Source organism: Aeromonas sp. FDAARGOS 1404 (genome assembly GCF_019047085.1).
Taxonomy (GTDB): Bacteria; Pseudomonadota; Gammaproteobacteria; order Enterobacterales; family Aeromonadaceae; genus Aeromonas; species Aeromonas veronii.
The window spans coordinates 3,575,205-3,592,090 of record NZ_CP077237.1 but is presented as its reverse complement, the minus strand read 5'-3'; the positions used below and the strand labels follow the sequence as shown (position 1 = coordinate 3,592,090).

General features: G+C 57.7%; 13 protein-coding genes. 7 read left to right on the top strand and 6 right to left on the bottom strand.

The genetic code is table 11. From position 1 onward, the window contains the following. The first annotated feature begins 7 nt into the window (after positions 1 to 7). A complete protein-coding gene (locus tag I6L34_RS16805) occupies positions 8 to 358 on the top strand; it encodes a TusE/DsrC/DsvC family sulfur relay protein (RefSeq protein ID WP_019446869.1) in 351 nt (116 codons plus the stop codon). Between the two features lie 113 nt (positions 359 to 471). On the opposite strand, the gene I6L34_RS16800 is transcribed toward I6L34_RS16805, so the two are convergent. Together I6L34_RS16800 and I6L34_RS16795 are read right to left on the bottom strand one after the other, a co-directional pair. Further along, complete coding sequence (locus tag I6L34_RS16800; RefSeq protein WP_216955026.1) at positions 472 to 1,386, bottom strand: Gfo/Idh/MocA family protein; 915 nt, start codon at positions 1,384 to 1,386, stop codon at positions 472 to 474. 128 nt (positions 1,387 to 1,514) lie between these two features. Continuing rightward, the gene (locus I6L34_RS16795) at positions 1,515 to 2,396 is read right to left on the bottom strand and encodes a LysR family transcriptional regulator (RefSeq protein ID WP_216955025.1); all 882 of its coding nucleotides are present in this window, start codon (positions 2,394 to 2,396) and stop codon (positions 1,515 to 1,517) included. A gap of 105 nt (positions 2,397 to 2,501) precedes the next feature. Between I6L34_RS16795 and I6L34_RS16790 the strand changes: the two genes are divergently transcribed. Beyond that, positions 2,502 to 3,110, top strand: a complete 609-nt coding sequence (locus I6L34_RS16790; RefSeq protein WP_216955024.1) for a short chain dehydrogenase — start codon at positions 2,502 to 2,504, stop codon at positions 3,108 to 3,110. Between the two features lie 175 nt (positions 3,111 to 3,285). Here the strand turns inward: I6L34_RS16790 and I6L34_RS16785 are convergent, their stop codons facing one another. Beyond that, positions 3,286 to 4,467, bottom strand: a complete 1,182-nt coding sequence (locus tag I6L34_RS16785) for a M28 family metallopeptidase (RefSeq protein WP_216955023.1) — start codon at positions 4,465 to 4,467, stop codon at positions 3,286 to 3,288. 289 nt (positions 4,468 to 4,756) lie between these two features. Between I6L34_RS16785 and I6L34_RS16780 the strand changes: the two genes are divergently transcribed. From I6L34_RS16780 to I6L34_RS16760, 5 genes are all read left to right on the top strand, one after another. Continuing rightward, a complete protein-coding gene (locus tag I6L34_RS16780) occupies positions 4,757 to 5,290 on the top strand; it encodes a DinB family protein (RefSeq protein WP_216955022.1) in 534 nt (177 codons plus the stop codon). Beyond that, a complete protein-coding gene (locus tag I6L34_RS16775) occupies positions 5,287 to 5,721 on the top strand; it encodes a hypothetical protein (protein ID WP_064337011.1) in 435 nt (144 codons plus the stop codon). Before I6L34_RS16780 ends, I6L34_RS16775 begins: the two co-directional genes overlap by 4 nt. Before the next feature lie 214 nt (positions 5,722 to 5,935). Continuing rightward, the gene (locus I6L34_RS16770; protein WP_216955021.1) at positions 5,936 to 7,435 is read left to right on the top strand and encodes a histidine-type phosphatase; all 1,500 of its coding nucleotides are present in this window, start codon (positions 5,936 to 5,938) and stop codon (positions 7,433 to 7,435) included. 353 nt (positions 7,436 to 7,788) lie between these two features. After that, positions 7,789 to 8,346 carry a hypothetical protein gene (locus I6L34_RS16765; RefSeq protein WP_216955020.1) on the top strand — a complete coding sequence of 186 codons (558 nt, stop codon included), beginning with the start codon at positions 7,789 to 7,791 and terminating at the stop codon, positions 8,344 to 8,346. Positions 8,347 to 8,411: 65 nt separating this feature from the next. After that, the gene (locus tag I6L34_RS16760; RefSeq protein ID WP_216955019.1) at positions 8,412 to 9,878 is read left to right on the top strand and encodes a glycosaminoglycan attachment protein; all 1,467 of its coding nucleotides are present in this window, start codon (positions 8,412 to 8,414) and stop codon (positions 9,876 to 9,878) included. Between the two features lie 113 nt (positions 9,879 to 9,991). Here I6L34_RS16760 and I6L34_RS16755 read toward each other — a convergent pair whose 3' ends face one another. From I6L34_RS16755 to I6L34_RS16745, 3 genes are all read right to left on the bottom strand, one after another. Then, complete coding sequence (locus tag I6L34_RS16755; RefSeq protein WP_216955018.1) at positions 9,992 to 12,367, bottom strand: YgiQ family radical SAM protein; 2,376 nt, start codon at positions 12,365 to 12,367, stop codon at positions 9,992 to 9,994. A 174-nt stretch (positions 12,368 to 12,541) separates the two neighbouring features. After that, positions 12,542 to 15,658, bottom strand: coding sequence for an efflux RND transporter permease subunit (locus tag I6L34_RS16750; protein ID WP_216955017.1), 3,117 nt, complete (start codon positions 15,656 to 15,658; stop codon positions 12,542 to 12,544). Next, positions 15,658 to 16,707 (bottom strand): efflux RND transporter periplasmic adaptor subunit, encoded by a 1,050-nt coding sequence (locus I6L34_RS16745; protein ID WP_040065810.1) that lies wholly within the window; start codon positions 16,705 to 16,707, stop codon positions 15,658 to 15,660. Before I6L34_RS16745 ends, I6L34_RS16750 begins: the two co-directional genes overlap by 1 nt. Between the last annotated feature and the right edge of the window lie 179 nt (positions 16,708 to 16,886).

Sequence of the window (16,886 nt, the reverse complement as noted above, 5' to 3'; positions counted from 1 at the left end):
AGCCCCCATGTCTGCGTCCGAAAAACATCAGCTGGAATTCAACGGCCAACTCATCGAGACCGATGCCAAGGGCTACCTGCTCAACAGCAACGACTGGAGCGAGGAGCTGGCACTGGTGCTGGCGGCGCAGGAGGGGATCACGCTTGAGGAGCCGCACTGGGAAGTGGTGCGCTTTGTGCGCGCCTTCTATCTGGAGTTCAACACCTCCCCCGCCATCCGCGCACTGGTCAAGGCGATGGAGAAGCAGTACGGCCCCGAGAAGGGCAACAGCCGCTACCTCTACAAGCTGTTCCCGGAAGGCCCCGCCAAGCAGGCGACCAAGATTGGTGGCCTGCCCAAACCGGTGAAGTGCATCTGATCCCATGCATCTCATCCCATAACAACGGGGGGCCGCAACTGCGGCCCCCCGTTGTGTTTGGTGCGCTATCTTCGCGCACCTCGAATTCACATCCCTCAGACTTCCAGCCAGCCTTATCCCCGCTTGTCAGCCAGCGCCACCAGCTGCTCTGCCAGCCGGTGACCATGCAGGTAGGAGGCGATCAGCTCGCTATCCGCCTTGCCGATTTCAATCTGTTGATACCAGTGATCCAGCATGGCGGCAAAGCCGCGCTGGGCCAGTACCGGCTGCCAGTCGTTGGGGCTAAGCATCTGCGCCTGTTTGTCGCGGGCGATGATGCCGCGGGTGCAGTTCTCAAGGTGCAGGGAGAGATTGTCGCCATAGGCATCGATGCGCTCCTCGGTGATCCCGGCGCTGCGGTTCATGCTGCCGCTGATGGCGCGATCGCCGCTCTGCCAGCTGACGCTCACCCCGGCCAGCAGGCTGTTATCCTGCGCACAGGGGCGCAATACCGCATGGACCTCCCCATCCGGCACGCCGCCATAGAAGCAGAGGCTGTCGAGCACATGGATAAAGTCGTCAAACATAAAATCCCGCGCCTTGCCGGGCAGAGCGAAGCGGTGTTTCTGCCAGTTGAGCTCGGTGAGCGGCTGGGCCCGCGCCTCGGCCATGGCGGGCAGATAGCGGCGGTTAAAGCCGGTAAAGAGGGCGCAATCTTGCGCGATGGCGAGGTTGGCCAACGCCTCGGCTTCGGCCAGATTGTCGCACAGGGGCTTGTCGACAAAGGTGGGGATCCCTGCGCGCAGGCACTGCTCGGCCAGCTCGCGGTGAACGGCGGTCGCGGCGTGGATCATCACGGCGTCGGGGCGACTGGCCAGCAGGGCCGCCACATCGGTAAAGCACTCGGCGACCCGATACTGGCGGGCGAGCTTCTCCAGCACCGCTGGATTGCGGGTGCAGAGCAGCGGGGTGACCCGCTCGTCGCTTGCAAGCAGCGGCAGATAGGCTTTTTGGGCGATATCCCCCAGACCAATCATGGCAATGCGCATCTCAACTCCTTTTCACTCGATAACGGGACAAGCGGATAACTGCCCGCACCATCGCAGGATTTGTCCCGCAGATCCAGCCTGCCGTTAGCGCACTGGCTGGCGTGTGCAGCTCTGTGCAAACAGCGATGTTATCTAGGCATGGCAAGATCGCAGACCGACTTGATCACCTCGGCCAGCCACTCGATGGCGAGATTGCCCTGGCTTTTGCGGTGTCTGCCGACCACCACCTCGAACGGCTGCGGCGCCCCGGCCATCGCCACGGTGCGAAAATCCCCAAGGGCGGCGATGGCCGACGGAATGCAAGCCGCCACGTCATTGACCGACATAAAAGCTTGCAGCGAGGTGTAACAGGGGAGCGTCGCCACCGCCGCGCTGGCAACCTGCTGCGGGCTCATCTGCCCTTCGAAATTGCCGACGCTGTTGGCAAACTGCACAAAGGGGATGGCCGCCAGATCCTGCGGGGTGTTGTCCGGAAGATATCGGGAGTCGCGGCGCAGCACGCAGCAGTAGTGATCCCGGCGCAGGGTGGCGCGCAGCAACCCCGGGTCGAGATAGGCATCAAAGCCAATCACCAGATCGACCTCGCCGCTGGTCAGCGCCTCCAGATGCTGCTCGGCCTGAAAGTCCACCACATCGAGCCGGATGGAGGGCGCCTGAGTGCGCAGGGCGCTCGCCAACCTTGGAATAATGGCGAGCTGGGCATATTCGTTCGCCATCACCCTGAAGGTACGCTGGCTGCTGGCGGGATCGAAGGGGGTTGCCACAAAGACCCCGTCGATATCGGCCAGGATCTGCTCGAACCTGGCGGCCAGCTCGCAGGCGTAATCGGTCGGCTGCAACCCAGCGCTCTGGCGGATAAAGAGCTCGGCGGGAAAGAGATCGCGCAGCTTTTTCAGATGGCTGCTCACCCCCTGCTGGGAGATCTCCAGCAGCTCGGCCACCCGCGACACACTCTTGTATCTCACCAGCAGCACCAGCACCCGCATCTGCCTGATATCGATCTTCTCCACCCTTACCTCACCAATTTCAGTTGTATCACATACAAATCACCCATGATTTACATTGTATCAGTGGCTCTCTAACCTTGCAGCTCTTCCAGCAAAGCGAGGTTAACGATGAAAACTGTCATTCTGATTGGTGCTCAGGGGAAAATGGGGCAAGCCGCCCTCAGTGGTCTGGGCAAGCACAAAGTGATCACCGCCAGCCGCTCCGGCAAGGGGTGTGATTTTCAGGTGGATATCACCAGCAGAGAGTCCATCGAGCGGCTCTACCAAAACGTGGGCTCCTTCGATGCGGTGGTCAATACCGCAGGATTTTGCGAATACGCCCCCTTTGGCGAGATGAGCGACGAGCAGTGGCAAACAACCATCCAGAGCAAGCTGATGGGGCAGATCAATCTGGTCAATATCGGCCTCAACTACATCAATCAGGGGGGCTCCTTCACCCTGATCTCCGGCATCCTCAATATCAAGCCGATCCCGCTGGCCATTGCCGATGCCACCACCAGCGGCGCCATCGATACCTTTGTCCAGTGCGTGGCCCACGAGCTACCCCGCGGCATTCGCATCAATGTGGTCAACCCGACCGTACTGGAAGAGGCGTGGGACGTATATGGCGAGATGATGCCGGGCTTCCAGCCGGTGCCGGGCGCTTTAGTCGGCAAGGCGTTTGAGCGCTCCGTCGATGGCTTTATTAGCGGTCAGGTGCTCTATGTCGATGCCTGATCCGGTTCAGGTGTGACCCCAATGCCTTTGTAATTCCTTGTCGATGTTTTTCCTCTTCCCCGAAAGCGCCAGCGCTCGGGGCTTTTTGTATGGCAGGGGCAAAGCCGCACAGGGTAGATAAAAAAGGAAGGAAGTCGAGACTTCCTTCCTTTTGGCTTGCGCAGCGGCCTGTGATTCAGTTTATCTTGCCCATTTCAACGGCAAAGCTGGTCGCCAGCTGGGCAAACTTGAGAGCGTGGCCAGCCGAGGGATCCGAGTTTTGCAACGTATCCTGCGCCGTGTGGATCCTGGGGTTGTATTCACTAAAACGTGACTCGAACGGCATGGCTGCGGGGTAGCCCTGATTGTGCCAGGAGGCGTGATCCGAGCAACCATAGCCACAGCTGTCATAGCCATAGCTGACTTGCGGCAGGTAGGCATCGATCAGCTGGGTGAGGTAGCCGGTCAACCCCTTGTCGGTGTAGTCGGTCATAAAGACGATGTCGTTCGCCGAGCCCTTGTAGTTGGTCATGTCCAGCTGGAGCGCGGCCAATACCCTGGTGTTAGCCGCCTTGTAGCGACTGGCGATATCCTTGGAGCCCCGCAAGCCCACCTCCTCTGCCGCATAGCCGATAAATTGCAGGGTGCGTTCCGGCTGGCGGCCCTGTTCGGCGATGACCCGCAGCACCTCGGTCAGGGTGGCGATGCCGGAGGCATCATCATCGGCGCCGGGGGCCAGCGTCTTGCTGTTGGGGGCCGAGCCTGCGGTGGAATCGAGATGGCCACCGAGCACCACCACCTCGTCCGGATAGCGGCTTCCCTTGAGGGTCAGCACCACCGATTGTTGCGGGTAGCCGCTATGTTTGACCCGGCTGACGCTGGCCCATGGCAGGGTGCTGCCGAGGCTCTGCCACTGACTGGCCACCCAGTCGGCGGATTGCGTGCCGGTGGGGGTGGTGTAGTAGCGGTTGCGCCAGCCGGATAGCTTGCTGATGGTTCTGGCGATATTGCCTTGATCCAGATGGGACAGCAGCCGGTTGACACTGGCCCCCTGGGTCAATGGCGGTGCGCTGAACAGGTTTTGGCTAAGGGGCTGGGCCATGCTCTGCAGCGCATCGGCCAGGGTCGTGTGCACCACATAGCCACCGCAACGCTGGTGCCCTTCGTGCATCAGGTGCGAGAGGGAGCCAAGCTCGCTTGCCTCAATCTGGGCCAGCTGGACGGGCGCCCCGCTGGCACTGAACAGGGGGGAGAGCTTGGCATTGACCTGCTTGAGTTCAACCCCGCTATCGGCCCCAATCGTGATCCACACGGGCGCACCCGCCTGAACGGCAAGGGGAATCAGGGGGAGCAAAAGGGCTGCAGTCATCGCTTTCATGTCGGATCCTTCCGGTTATGGTCAACAGTGAACAGATTTGATGGGTCTCATAAGAAAACCAAGCTAGTCTAGGCACTCACTGCTGTCAAAAAGGTCGATGCCTGCTCCCGTTCAGGCCTGACCCAATGCCTTTGTAATTCCTTGTCGATGTTTTTCCTCTTCCCCGAAAGCGCCCTGCTCTCGGGGCTTTTTGTATGGCGGGGGGCAGAACAGCAGCAGAACGGGTTTCGTATTGAGCCCATTTTGGCTACCATGCCGCACTTCACGAAGCGACAAGGGCAAGGACGCGATGAGCAACAAGACACTGCAATCCCTCTTTCACTACAAACGCTGGGCAGATGGCGAACTGCTGGATACCATCGCCACGCTCGATGCGCAGCAATATGGCGAGGCACACCACACCTGCCTCAGGATCTTCAACCATATCCATGTGGTCGATGCCATCTTCAAGGCCAATCTGCTGGGGGAACGCCACGGTTTTACCGCCACCAATACGCCGGAGACACCGACCCTCAGCGCCCTGCGCAGCGCAGTCACCGAACTGGATAACTGGCTGGTGAATTACGTCGCGGCGCTGAGCCCGCAAGAGGGGGCAACCCCGCTCTCGTTTCGCTTTGTCGATGGTGACAAGGGGCAGATGAGCCGCGATGAAATGCTGCTCCATCTGGTAACTCATGGCGGCTATCACAGGGGAGCCATCGGGCGGATTCTGGTGCAGTGTGGCATCACGCCGCCGCGCGATACCCTGACCACCTTTTTGCATCGCAGCGAACCCGGGCGGAGGGGTGATGCGCCTCTGGCAGAGGGCGGGACCCGCCCATGATACGCGCCTGCCTGCGGCTCACACCGCTGCTGCTGATTTGGCTACTAAGCGGCTGTGCCGCCGCCATCGATCACTACGCGGGGCGCTTTCGCAACACCCTTGTATCGGGGGAAACCCGCGCGACCATTCGCGCCGAGCTGGGCGAGCCCCAGCATTGCCAGCAGGCCGCCTTTCTGACCGAGGATAAGGTGCAGGGCTGCGATCGCTTTACCGTGCTCGGCAAGATCCACAAGCGCGCTGACGGCAATGGCCAGGCCACGGCGAGCGCCGTGACATTGGGGCTGGGGGAGCTGATCCTGGTGCCGATGACAGTAGCCGGGGTCGCGGCGGACTACACCCAGCGCCACACCATTACCGTCTATTACGATCGGGACGATCACTACCTGTTTCACACCCTGCAGAACGCCAAGGGGCAGGAGGTAAGACAATAAGCCCCCATCCCAAACGCGCTCACTGACCACTCAGCCGTGATAGGCGCAGTGGTTGGTTGAGCCTCTATTGCCCTCCCTGTAGCCATCCTCTGCCCCTCCCCTTGCTTACTGCTTTATCAGAAGTCATCAGCCTGTCATCTGGCTGACATCCCGCGGTCATTTTCAAGCCATAGAGTTTTTCACTTATTTTTCATATGGATAGATAAGGAACATCATGACTTTCCCGCGCTCTTCTTATGTAGCTTTAGCCGTCTCGCTGGTCTTGCTTGGCGGCTGCCAGTCAGAGAACGAATCGTCTGCCGACAGCCAGGGCAAAACCGCCTACCAATACAGCACCAAAGCGGTCTACAGCCCGCAGCAGCAGGCGGAGAGTTACGAGCCAGCGCCTCAGGGATTCAGCCCGGTCTTTACCGAAATGGTGGCGCGCCACGGCTCGCGCTCCCTCTCCAGCCCGAAATATGACGTGCTGACCAAGCTGGTATGGGAAGAGGCACAGCGTCAGGGGGCGCTCACCACTCTCGGGCAGGGGCTGGGAGGCAAGGTCGATCTGGTGACGGCCGCCAACCAGAAACTGGGCTATGGCCTGCTCTCGGCGCTGGGCAAGGAGGAGCACGCCAATCTCGCCACCCGGCTGGCGGCGCGGCTGCCGTCCCTGCTCAACAGCAGCGAGCCCCACTGCATCAAGGTGGTCACCTCGGGCAAGGACAGGGCCAACGAAAGCGCCTTCTACTTTATGGAGAGCCTCAAGCGCGACGTGAACTATGTCAGCGACTCGGCGCAGTGCTACCTCACGCAGGATGACCCCTCGAAGATCGACAAAAAGCTGGTCAACAAGTTCGAGCTCTACTTCCACAAGACCACGCCCGAGGGGGATTACGCCCGCTACCTGCCCGCCTATGAGAGCTACCAGCGCTTTATCGGCGACGAAGATGCCGCAATCGCCCCAGCCCCCGAGCTGGCCAGGGCGCTGGATCAGCTTAAAAACCTGAGCAAGACCAAAGAGATGGCCCGCAGCATGCTGGAGCGTATCTACAGCAAGGGCTTTGTCGACTATCTGGCGGGCGGCGTCGAGTTTGTCGCCGTCAACCCGGAAGATGGCGGCATGACCTATGTGCGCGACGAGGTGGATGCCGCCCTGATGCTCTACAACCTCTTTATCATCGGCCCCGGCATGATCCGCGAAGCGCAGGCACAGGGCAGCGAACCCTGGGCGCTGGAGCAGTTCCTCACCCCGGAAGAGTCTGCCTGGTTCTCCTACCTCTCCGATGCGGAAGATTTCTACGAGAAGGGGCCGAGCTTTGCCAACCAGAGCGCCCCCTACGCCATTGCCCAGCCGCTGCTCGACGGCCTGTTTGGCGAGGTGCAACGTCAAGTGGTGGAAGGCGAGCAGAGCAGACGGGCCACCCTGCGCTTTGCCCACGCCGAAGCCATTATCCCCCTCGCAGCCCTGATGAAGCTGGAAGGGAGCCGTCAGGGGGCCAGCCCGGATCAACTGTTCAGCCAGCAGAACAACGAGTGGCGCGGCGGCTGGGTCTCCCCCTATACCGCCAATATTCAGTGGGATATCTACCAGAACGGGCAGCGGCAGGTGCTGGTCAAGATGCTCTATAACGAAAAGGAGATCGCCTTTAAAACCGGCTGCCAGCCCTACCAAAGCGGCAGCCACTACTACGACTTCGAGGAGCTCAAGCGCTGCTACGGCTATAACGGCTAACCCTTCGCACGCCGGATATGGCGATAACAAGGGGCGACCAGCAGGTCGCCCCAATTCACTCCCCGCCCCTGCTTGCCAAAGCGGGATATGGCTATAAAGCCGCCTTCCGGCTCCATTTGCTGATCAAGCGCAAAAAATGATTAATTTCTGATAGTTGAGTCAATTTAAGCCTCGCCTCGGCAGTTTCGTTTGGCTTACCATGGCCATTCAGAACCTGTTGAGCTGCGATGGGTTGCTGCCAGCGCAGGTCAAGGGAGCATATTGGAAGCTGTAATGCACGGGTAAACGTATTTATATCTTAGTCAGAGCAAAGACATCATTAGTTTACTCATAAACAACTATTGGGGTAATTCATGCACAAATGGTTAGTAGGTATAAATAATCAAACTCTATCTGAGAAAGATAAAACTGTAGCTAAAATATATATCACGTTATTAAACTGGATAATAGCTATAAACTATAGAGGTGGGTGCCACGATACCTCAGCTATATTTCATATTATTTTAAATGAAGAAAATATAGAAAACACATTATGTATTGGTGAAGTTAAAACTGGTGATAAATACTTTGATCATTCTTGGATTGAAATTGATGGTCTAATTTATGACCCGGCAGTATGTATGCCACTTGAAGGCGGACGTTGGCATCCTCCAGTATTCAAATCCCAAGATTTAGATTTGCAAGAATCAACAAAGCTTATTTATGGTGCGCAATCTCCAGTAGGTCTAGATGATGTTGCTAAATGGGTTTCTCTTGTAGATCTTGGGACTTATGCGCTAGCACAACCAGATACTCCAGAAAAAATGTGGCATCTAGCCTCTTTTATTTTGATGGAATATGGACTTACACTAGAGCCAAATAAGATAAAAGATAAGTATAAAAAAGCAAAAAGAAAACATGTAGTCATTTAGCTTTTATAGATTAAATCCTTGTGAGTACAAGCTCCCAAAAATCATCAAAAATATTGAAGGCACATATGACAAAAATCACTAAAAGTGAAAAAAGAAAGAAAAAATTAAAAGCAAAATTAAAAGCATCAAGACATTCCCTGCATGAAGCAAATAAACTAGCCAATCAGTCTAAAAACATTTTTACTTATGGTAAAAATTTAACTAGAAGACAGTTTGACGCATATTGTTATTGCCGTCAACCTATGGTCAGATTCTTAGCTGATGAGGTTGAGTGGTATTCATTTTTTGATAACAAGCTTCTAGGAACTGTAATTAGAGATGTAACCGACAATGATTATGGATACATTTTACTAGGTAGAGATACCAGAAGATTGTTTCGTTGCATTGAGGTTGGAACAGAATTCTATTCAACCCCGAAAGAAGCAAGAGAGGCTCTATCTAACAAGATTTACAACAATTACTTAGGGAAAGTACAGGATATATATCCTCAATACGATGAAGTAGATGCTGGCTTTGAATTGTTTAAGGATAAAATACCCAAAGAAGAGCAACATAATGGCTACCTCATACTTAAAGATGAGCCCAGATATGAGGCAGCAAGAAATATTATTTCAGAGATCGCAAATTCATTTATAGATAATGATGGTCATTTCGAAAGAGAGTTCCAATCTGTAAATTTTCAAGCTAGATTGTGGGAATTATATTTACATGTTTATATTCATAATGCAGGCCTACTGGTTGAAAACAATCACCCAGTTCCAGACTTTGAAGTCTCTTATTTTGGTAAAAAAGTATTCATAGAAGCTGTTACTGTAAACCCGTCAGAAAACATTAATAGACCAGATCTTCCACCACCTCAAACATATGACGAGATAGAGGAAAGATTAAATGATTACATGCCAATAAAGTTTGGAAGTCCACTCTATAGCAAGTTAAAAAAAAGATATTGGGAAAAAGAGCACGTTGCAGGCCACCCATTAGTTTTAGCTATTCATGACTATCATAATGAAAATGCAATGACTTGGTCTAGAACTGCATTATCTGAATACTTATATGGTATGAGAAATAGAATTATTGATGGCAAACCAAACTCTCATAAAATAAAAACTCACCGTTGGAATGGAAAAGAGATCCCTTCTGGCTTCTTCTATCAAGAACAAGCTGAAAATATTAGTGCAGTCATGTTTAGCAATCAAGCCACCATACCTAAGTTCAATCGAATGGGCAAGATTGCAGGACTAGGAAGTGCTAATGTGAAAATGATTAGAAATGGATTCCTATATAATCCCGATCCCGAAGCAATTCACCCAATACCATTTTCTAAAGATGTTGATGACCAAGATTATGAAGAATCATGGTCGGATGGACTTATCATGTATCATAATCCAAATGCAATACATCCTGTTGATCCGGATATATTTCCCGACATAAGTCATATTTTTTACTCAGATGAAGAAGGATTTTATGGATATCATCAGCCTTATGATGTACTTGGCTCAATAACAGTTGTGATAGATAAAATAAGGCCATAGAATGTAAAAAACAACTCGTTATAATCCATAGCTAATAAATCCGAGATAGCTGAAATAAAAAAGGCGACCATCTGGTCGCCTTTTTATTTCTATCGCTTTCCAATTAGAAACACTCACCGAGCCGGTCGCTTGGCACCATTTCCTTTGGCCGCAGGCTTGCCGCCTTGAGCTACGGGTTTGGCCCCCGGCTTGGCAGAGCCAGCGCGGGTCGGGGTTTTACCCTTATGGGCGGGTTTTCCGGCAGGTTTGCTCTTACCCGCATTCTGGCCAGCATTCTTGCCTTCACCCTGTGCGGCCGGTTTGCCATTAGCCGCCCCTTTCTGCAGTTGGGAACCCACCGGCTTGCCGCCCGTCGGCTTGTTGCCTGTGCCATTGCCTCGCTGATGGGCAATGTTACTGTGGCGAGTCAGGGCCGGTTTCATCCCCTTGCCACTGGCGGCACGCTCGTTGCGCCGCTCATTCCTACCTTCTGCCGGCACCAGACAACCCGGGCCGTTGCCAATCAGGTGGCCCTTGCCCATGGCGAGCAGAGCTTCGCGGATCATCGGCCAGCCTGCGGGGTCGTGGTAGCGCAGCAGCGCCTTGTGCAGGCGGCGACGGCGCTCGCCCTTGGCGACAAACACATCGCCCCCTTCGCGGCTCACCTTGTTTAACGGGTTTTTCTCCGTGTAATACATGGTGGTGGCGTTGGCGAGCGGCGACGGGTAGAAGTTCTGCACCTGATCGAGCTTGAAGCGGTTCTCTTTGACCCAGAGCGCCAGATTGATCATGTCTTCATCCGTGGTACCCGGGTGGGCGGAGATGAAGTAGGGGATCAGGTACTGCTGCTTGCCCGCCTCTTTGGAGTATTTGTCGAACAGCTCCTTGAACTGGTAGTAGCTGCCCATGCCCGGCTTCATCATCTTGGAGAGCGGCCCCTCCTCGGTGTGTTCCGGCGCGATCTTGAGGTAGCCGCCGACGTGATACTTGGCCAACTCCTTGATATAGCGGGGATCTTCCACCGCGATGTCGTAACGCACGCCGGAGGCAATGAGGATCTTCTTGATCCCCTTGAGGTCGCGCGCCTTGCGATAGAGGTTGATGGTCGGGCTGTGGTCGGTGTCCATGTGCGGGCAGATGGTAGGCCAGACACAGGAGGCGCGACGGCAGGTCTGCTCGGCCTTGGGGCTCTTGCAGCGCAGCTTGTACATGTTGGCGGTAGGGCCGCCGAGATCCGAGATGACACCGGTAAAGCCCGGCACCTTGTCGCGGATATCTTCGATTTCTTTGAGGATTGACTCTTCCGAGCGGCTCTGGATGATGCGCCCTTCGTGCTCGGTGATGGAGCAGAAGGAGCAGCCGCCAAAGCAGCCGCGCATGATGTTGACCGAGGTCTTGATCATCTCGAAGGCCGGGATCTTCTCGTTGCCATAGGCCGGGTGCGGCACCCGCTGGTAGGGCAGGCCGAATACGCCGTCCATCTCCTCGGTTTCGAGCGGGAAGGCGGGCGGGTTGACCCAGACGATGCGATCGCCGTGGGCCTGCGACAGGGCGCGGGCACAGCCGGGGTTGGTCTCGTGGTGCAGAATGCGCGAGGCGTGGGCATAGAGCACCTTGTCCTCTTTCACCCGCTCGAACGCCGGCAGCTTCACATAGGTTTTTTCCCACGGCTTGGGCTTGGGCGGCTGCACCAGCACAGGCTGGGCCTCCTGCGCGGCAGGGGCCGCTTCAGTGGCATCATCCGAGCAGGGTGCCCCTTCCATATAGGGGTTGGGGATGGGATCGATGCGGCCAATCTGGTCGAGCTTGCTCGAATCCACCCCTTTCCAGCCCGGCAGCGGCTCCTTGCGGATAACGGCGGTGCCGCGAATATCCTGCATGGTGTCGATGGTCTCCCCCGCCGCGATGCGGTGGGCCACTTCCACCAGCGGCCGCTCGGCGTTGCCGTAGATGAGGATATCGGCCTTGGCATCGAGCAGGATGGAGCGGCGGATGGTCTCGGACCAGTAGTCGTAGTGGGCTATACGGCGCAGGGATGCCTCGATGCCGCCGATAACGACCGGCACCTCTTTGAAGGCCTCCTTGCAGCGCTGGGTATAGACCAGAGTGGCGCGATCCGGCCGCTTGCCACCCACATCCCCCGGGGTGTAGGCGTCGTCGTGGCGCAGTTTTTTGTCGGAGGTGTAGCGGTTGATCATGGAATCCATGTTGCCCGCGGTGACCCCGAAGAAGAGGTTCGGTTTGCCCAGACGCATAAAGTCATCCTTCGATGACCAGTCCGGCTGGGCGATGATGCCGACCCGAAAGCCCTGCGCCTCCAGCATCCGGCCGATGACCGCCATGCCGAAGCTCGGGTGATCCACGTAGGCATCCCCCGTCACCAGAATGACGTCGCAGCTGTCCCAACCGAGCTTGTCCATCTCTTTGCGGGACATGGGCAGGAAGGGCGCCGTGCCGTAGCACTCGGCCCAATAGCGGGGATAGGAGAAAAGGTTGGTAACCGGCTGCATTTTAACCACCTGGAACAATTCGGGTCGCGCATTATACCGATTGCGGCCAAGGGGAGCGATGGCTTTTTGTCCCTATAGATCCCGCGGAATAGGCCGCCGCCCGCAATAGCAAGGGCGCCCGCAGGCGCCCTTGTGATGATGAGGCTGATTTACTGGCCTCCGTCAGGATTGAGGTCAGAGCGCCGGAGGGTGCGACTCCCCTGCCCCCTTGGCGGCCAGCGCTTCGTCTACCTGCTGATCCCGCGCCCCTGTCATGCCAGCATGACGGGCGATCAGATGGTAGATGGCGGGCACCACCAGCAGGGTGACCAGGGTGGCCAGCGACAGCCCGAAGAAGACCACAGTCCCCACCGCCATCCGGCTCTCGTAGCCTGCCCCCATGGAGAGCATCAGCGGCACAGCGCCGATAATGGCGGTGAGCGAAGTCATCAGGATGGGGCGCAAGCGGCGCACCGAGCCTGCGATGATCGCCTCCTCGAACCCTTCGCCGCGCTGGCGCAGCTGGTTGATGAACTCGACGATGAGGATGCCGTTCTTGGTCACCATGCCGATCAGCATGATCATGCCGATCTGGCTGTAGATGCTCATCTCCTGCCCCGTCAGCCAGAGGCCTAGCAGGCCGCCGAAGATGCCGAGCGGCACCGTCACCATCACCACCGCAGGGGTCAGGGTGCTCTCGAACTGGGCCACCAGCACCAGATAGACCACCAGCAGGGCGAGGCCAAAGACCAGCACCATCTCACCCTGATTGTCGCGGTAATCCTTGGAATCACCGGCGTAATCCACCGTCATGCCGGTGGGCAGATTGGCGTTGGCCCAGCCATCGAGGAAATCGAGGGCCTCACCCAGGGTGTGGTCGGGATGCACATCGGCGGTCAGGGTGATCGCTTTTTGCCGCTGGTAGTGGTTGAGGCGATTGGCGGTCGCCACCTGCTTGACGGTGGCCAGAGTCGAGAGACTGACCATTTCGCCATTAGCGGCTTTTAGATAGATGCGACCGAGATCCGAGATGCCGTTGAACTCGGTCTGATTGCCGCGCAGGTAGACGTCATACTCCTCACCCCTGTCCACATAGGTGGTCTTGCTCGCCCCGCCCAGCAGGGTCTGCAAGCTGTTGGCCACGGTGGAGACCGGAATGCCGAGCTGGCTGGCGCTGTCGCGGTTGATGGTAACCTGCAGCTCGGGGGTCTTCTCGGCGTAGTCGAGATCCGGGCTCAGCATCAGGCCGCTGCCCTGCGCCGCCTGTTGCAGCGCCAACCCTTGCTGGTAGAGCTCGGCATAGTCGTTACCCTGCAGCACGAACTGCACCGGTGCGGTGGAGCCACCGCGGAAGCCGGGCTGGAAGGTGCGGATCATCACATCGGGAATGCCGGAGAGCTTGGCACCCAGCGAGCGGGAGAACTCGGTGGCGGTGACATCGCGCTCCGCCCAATCGGTGAGCTGGATGATCACCATACCGGTCTGATCGCCGCCACGGCCAAAGGCGGGGGTACTGAAGCTCAGCGCCTGCACCACCCCTTTGCCCAGCATCGGCATGATGGCGGACTCCACCTGCTGCATGTTGCGCTTCATCCGCTCGATGCTGGTCCCCTCTGCCCCTTTGACGAAGACATAGATGACGCCGCGATCCTCGGTCGGGGTAAGGCTGGTCGGCAGCTGGGCAAAGAGGGCCCCGATACCGCCCAGACAAAGCAGCAGCACCAGCGGCGTCCAGCGGGAGCGACGCAGCACCCACGCCAGCAGGTGGCGATAGTGCCCCTCCAGCCAGCCCAGCCCGCGATCGAGCCCGGCGGTGAGTCGGTTCGGTTTATCCAGCGGGCGCATCAGCCAGGAGCCCATGGCCGGGGTCAGGGTCAGCGCCACCAGCGAGGAGCAGAGCACCGCAAGCGAAAGCAATATCGCAAACTCGGTAAAGAGCCGCCCCACCATGCCATCCATAAAGGCGATGGGGACAAACACCATCACCAGCACGGCGGTGGTGGCGATGACCGCAAAGCCCACCTCGCGGGTGCCGTGCCAGGCGGCCAGCAGCGGCGGTTCACCCCGCTGCAGATGGTGGTGGATGTTCTCCACCACCACGATAGCGTCATCCACCACCAGGCCGATGGCGAGAATAAGGGCCAGCAGGGTGATGAGGTTGATGGAAAAGCCGAAATACCAGGCGCCGATAAAGGCAGAGATGAGCGACACCGGCACCGTAATGGCTGGAATGAGCGTGGTGCGCCCCTGCCCGAGGAACAGATAGAGCACCGCCACCACCAACACGGCGCAGATGGCCAGGGTCTCGTACACCTCGTCGATGGCCTGCTTGATAAAGATGGTGGAGTCGTAATCCACCTCGAGCTTGGCCCTCTCCGGCAGGAAGCGCTGCATCTCGCCGAGTTTCTTCTCGATCCCCTGTGCCACTGCCAGCGGGTTGGCGGTGGACTGGGCGACGATGCCGATACCCAGACTCTCTTTGCCGTTGCGCTGATAGGCGCTGTCTTCGTTCTTGGCTCCCACCTCCACGTCGGCGATATCGGCCAGATAGACGCTCTGGCCGTTGGCGGCTGTGGTGACTTGCAGTTGCTGGAAATCTTCCGCTGTGTGATAGAGACGGGCGATCTGCACCGCCATGGTCATGGAGTTATTGCGGATCTCGCCACCCGGCAGCTCGATATTCTCCCGCTTGAGGGCCTCTTCCACATCGCTCACCGTGATGCCACGGGCCGCCATATCCGCAGGCCGCAGCCGTACATACATCACCTGGGTGAGATCGCCGGAGAGCGCCACTTCGCTCACCCCGTCCACCAGACTCAGGGGGTCGACCAACACGCGGTTGGCGTAGTCGGTCATGGCAGTGCGATCCATCTGGCTGCTGCTGAAGTTGAGCCAGATCGCCACATCGCCGTTGCCGCTGTCCTTGGTCACCAGCGGCTCGTCCACATCATCGGGCAGCCGTGGCCGCGCGCGAGAAAGGGCATCGCGCACATCGGAGATCCCCTCCACCATGTTCCAGCCGAGCTTGAACTCGACGGTGATCATCGAGCGCCCCTTGCGGGTCATGGAGTTGATGTTCTTGATGCCGCTGATGCCGGAGAGCTGATCCTCGATGGGCTTGGTGACCTGACTCTCCATCACCGAGGGGGCCGCCCCCTCATAGGTGGTGGTGATGGAGACCGAGGGGATCTGCACGTCCGGCATCTCCCGCACCGTCAATTTGCTGAAGGCGACCAGACCAAACACGGTGAGCAGGGCACTGAGCACCACCGCCACCAGCGGGCGGCGAACTGAGATATCGGAGAGCCACATCAGCCGTTCACCTCGGCCAGATCACGCACCTGCACCCCATCACGCAGGTTGACCAGCCCCTCGACCACGATGCGATCGCCGACCTTGAGCCCCTCGGTGACCCAGACGGTCTCCCCTTCGGTTTCGCCAAGTACCACAGGCACCCGCTTGACCCGGCCATCGGCCTCGAGACGGTAAACAAAGCGCTGCTCACCGGCGTACTCCACCGACTGGGCGGGGATCAGGGTAAGCTGCTGGGCAGGCAGTGCCAGCTCCACATTGAGCAGCATGCCCGGGCGCAACTGACCGTTGCCATTGGGGATCATCACCCGCGCCTTGATGTTCTGGGTATCGTTGGAGACGCGGCTATCTAGGGTGGTCAGGGTGCCGTTGAATTGCTGATCCGGCCAGGCGGTACTGGTGGCGGTAACCGCCATGCCCGGGCGCAGCAGGGAGAGGTAACGCTCCGGCACCGCCAGATCGAGGCGCAGTTTGTCGAGTTCATCGAGATGCAGCAGGGTATCGCCGCTGTTGACCAGCGCCCCTTCGCTCAAGTCAATCAGGCTCACGGTACCGGCAAAGGGCGCCTGCAAGGTACGCAGGGAGAGCTCGTAACGGGCGGCATCGAGGCGTGCCTGCACCTGGGCCACGGTGGCCTCCTGCCCCTCCAGCTCGGATTGGGTCACGGCGCCACGGGCCACCAGCTTGCGCATATCCCCCAGCTTGCGGTTCTCGTCGCGCAGACTGGCGCTCTGCTCGGCCAGCTCAGCCTGCTGCTTGCCCGCATCGAGCGCGATCAGGGTCTCCCCCTTCGCCACGCTCTGACCAGATTGCACCGCAATCTTGACGATGCGACCGGTCACTTCGGGGCTGATGATGACAGAGCGATTGGCTGCCAGCTTGCCCACCAGCTTGAGGGTCGGCTCGGCCAGACTCTGCTTGACGGTTTGAGTGCGGATATTGACCTGTCTGGTCGGTGCTTTGGCGGCGGGTTCGCTGTGACGCAGCGCCCAGACGCCGGCAACCACGATTAGAAGAAGGCCCAAGCCGAGCCAGATACGCATTTTCATCGAACAGTCCATGAAGAGTGAGAGGGTAAATCCAGATTGGGGCCATTTTAGCCCCAGACTATGCCGTGACTATGTATAAATGTGACAAAACGTAACAAGAGCGGGATAAGCTCACTCTGTTTCAGGTCGCGCCGTTTGTTTTCACGCCACATCGCATACACTAACGACAATTTCCTTCG

Bases quoted from the DNA above. Each gene is read 5' to 3' on its own strand.
- I6L34_RS16805 (WP_019446869.1), top strand. From the start codon at position 8: ATGTCTGCGTCCGAAAAACATCAGCTGGAATTCAACGGCCAACTCATC.
- I6L34_RS16800 (WP_216955026.1), bottom strand. From the start codon at position 1,386: ATGCGCATTGCCATGATTGGTCTGGGGGATATCGCCCAAAAAGCCTAT.
- I6L34_RS16790 (WP_216955024.1), top strand. From the start codon at position 2,502: ATGAAAACTGTCATTCTGATTGGTGCTCAGGGGAAAATGGGGCAAGCC.
- I6L34_RS16785 (WP_216955023.1), bottom strand. From the start codon at position 4,467: ATGAAAGCGATGACTGCAGCCCTTTTGCTCCCCCTGATTCCCCTTGCC.
- I6L34_RS16780 (WP_216955022.1), top strand. From the start codon at position 4,757: ATGAGCAACAAGACACTGCAATCCCTCTTTCACTACAAACGCTGGGCA.
- I6L34_RS16775 (WP_064337011.1), top strand. From the start codon at position 5,287: ATGATACGCGCCTGCCTGCGGCTCACACCGCTGCTGCTGATTTGGCTA.
- I6L34_RS16770 (WP_216955021.1), top strand. From the start codon at position 5,936: ATGACTTTCCCGCGCTCTTCTTATGTAGCTTTAGCCGTCTCGCTGGTC.
- I6L34_RS16765 (WP_216955020.1), top strand. From the start codon at position 7,789: ATGCACAAATGGTTAGTAGGTATAAATAATCAAACTCTATCTGAGAAA.
- I6L34_RS16760 (WP_216955019.1), top strand. From the start codon at position 8,412: ATGACAAAAATCACTAAAAGTGAAAAAAGAAAGAAAAAATTAAAAGCA.
- I6L34_RS16755 (WP_216955018.1), bottom strand. From the start codon at position 12,367: ATGCAGCCGGTTACCAACCTTTTCTCCTATCCCCGCTATTGGGCCGAG.
- I6L34_RS16750 (WP_216955017.1), bottom strand. From the start codon at position 15,658: ATGTGGCTCTCCGATATCTCAGTTCGCCGCCCGCTGGTGGCGGTGGTG.
- I6L34_RS16745 (WP_040065810.1), bottom strand. From the start codon at position 16,707: ATGAAAATGCGTATCTGGCTCGGCTTGGGCCTTCTTCTAATCGTGGTT.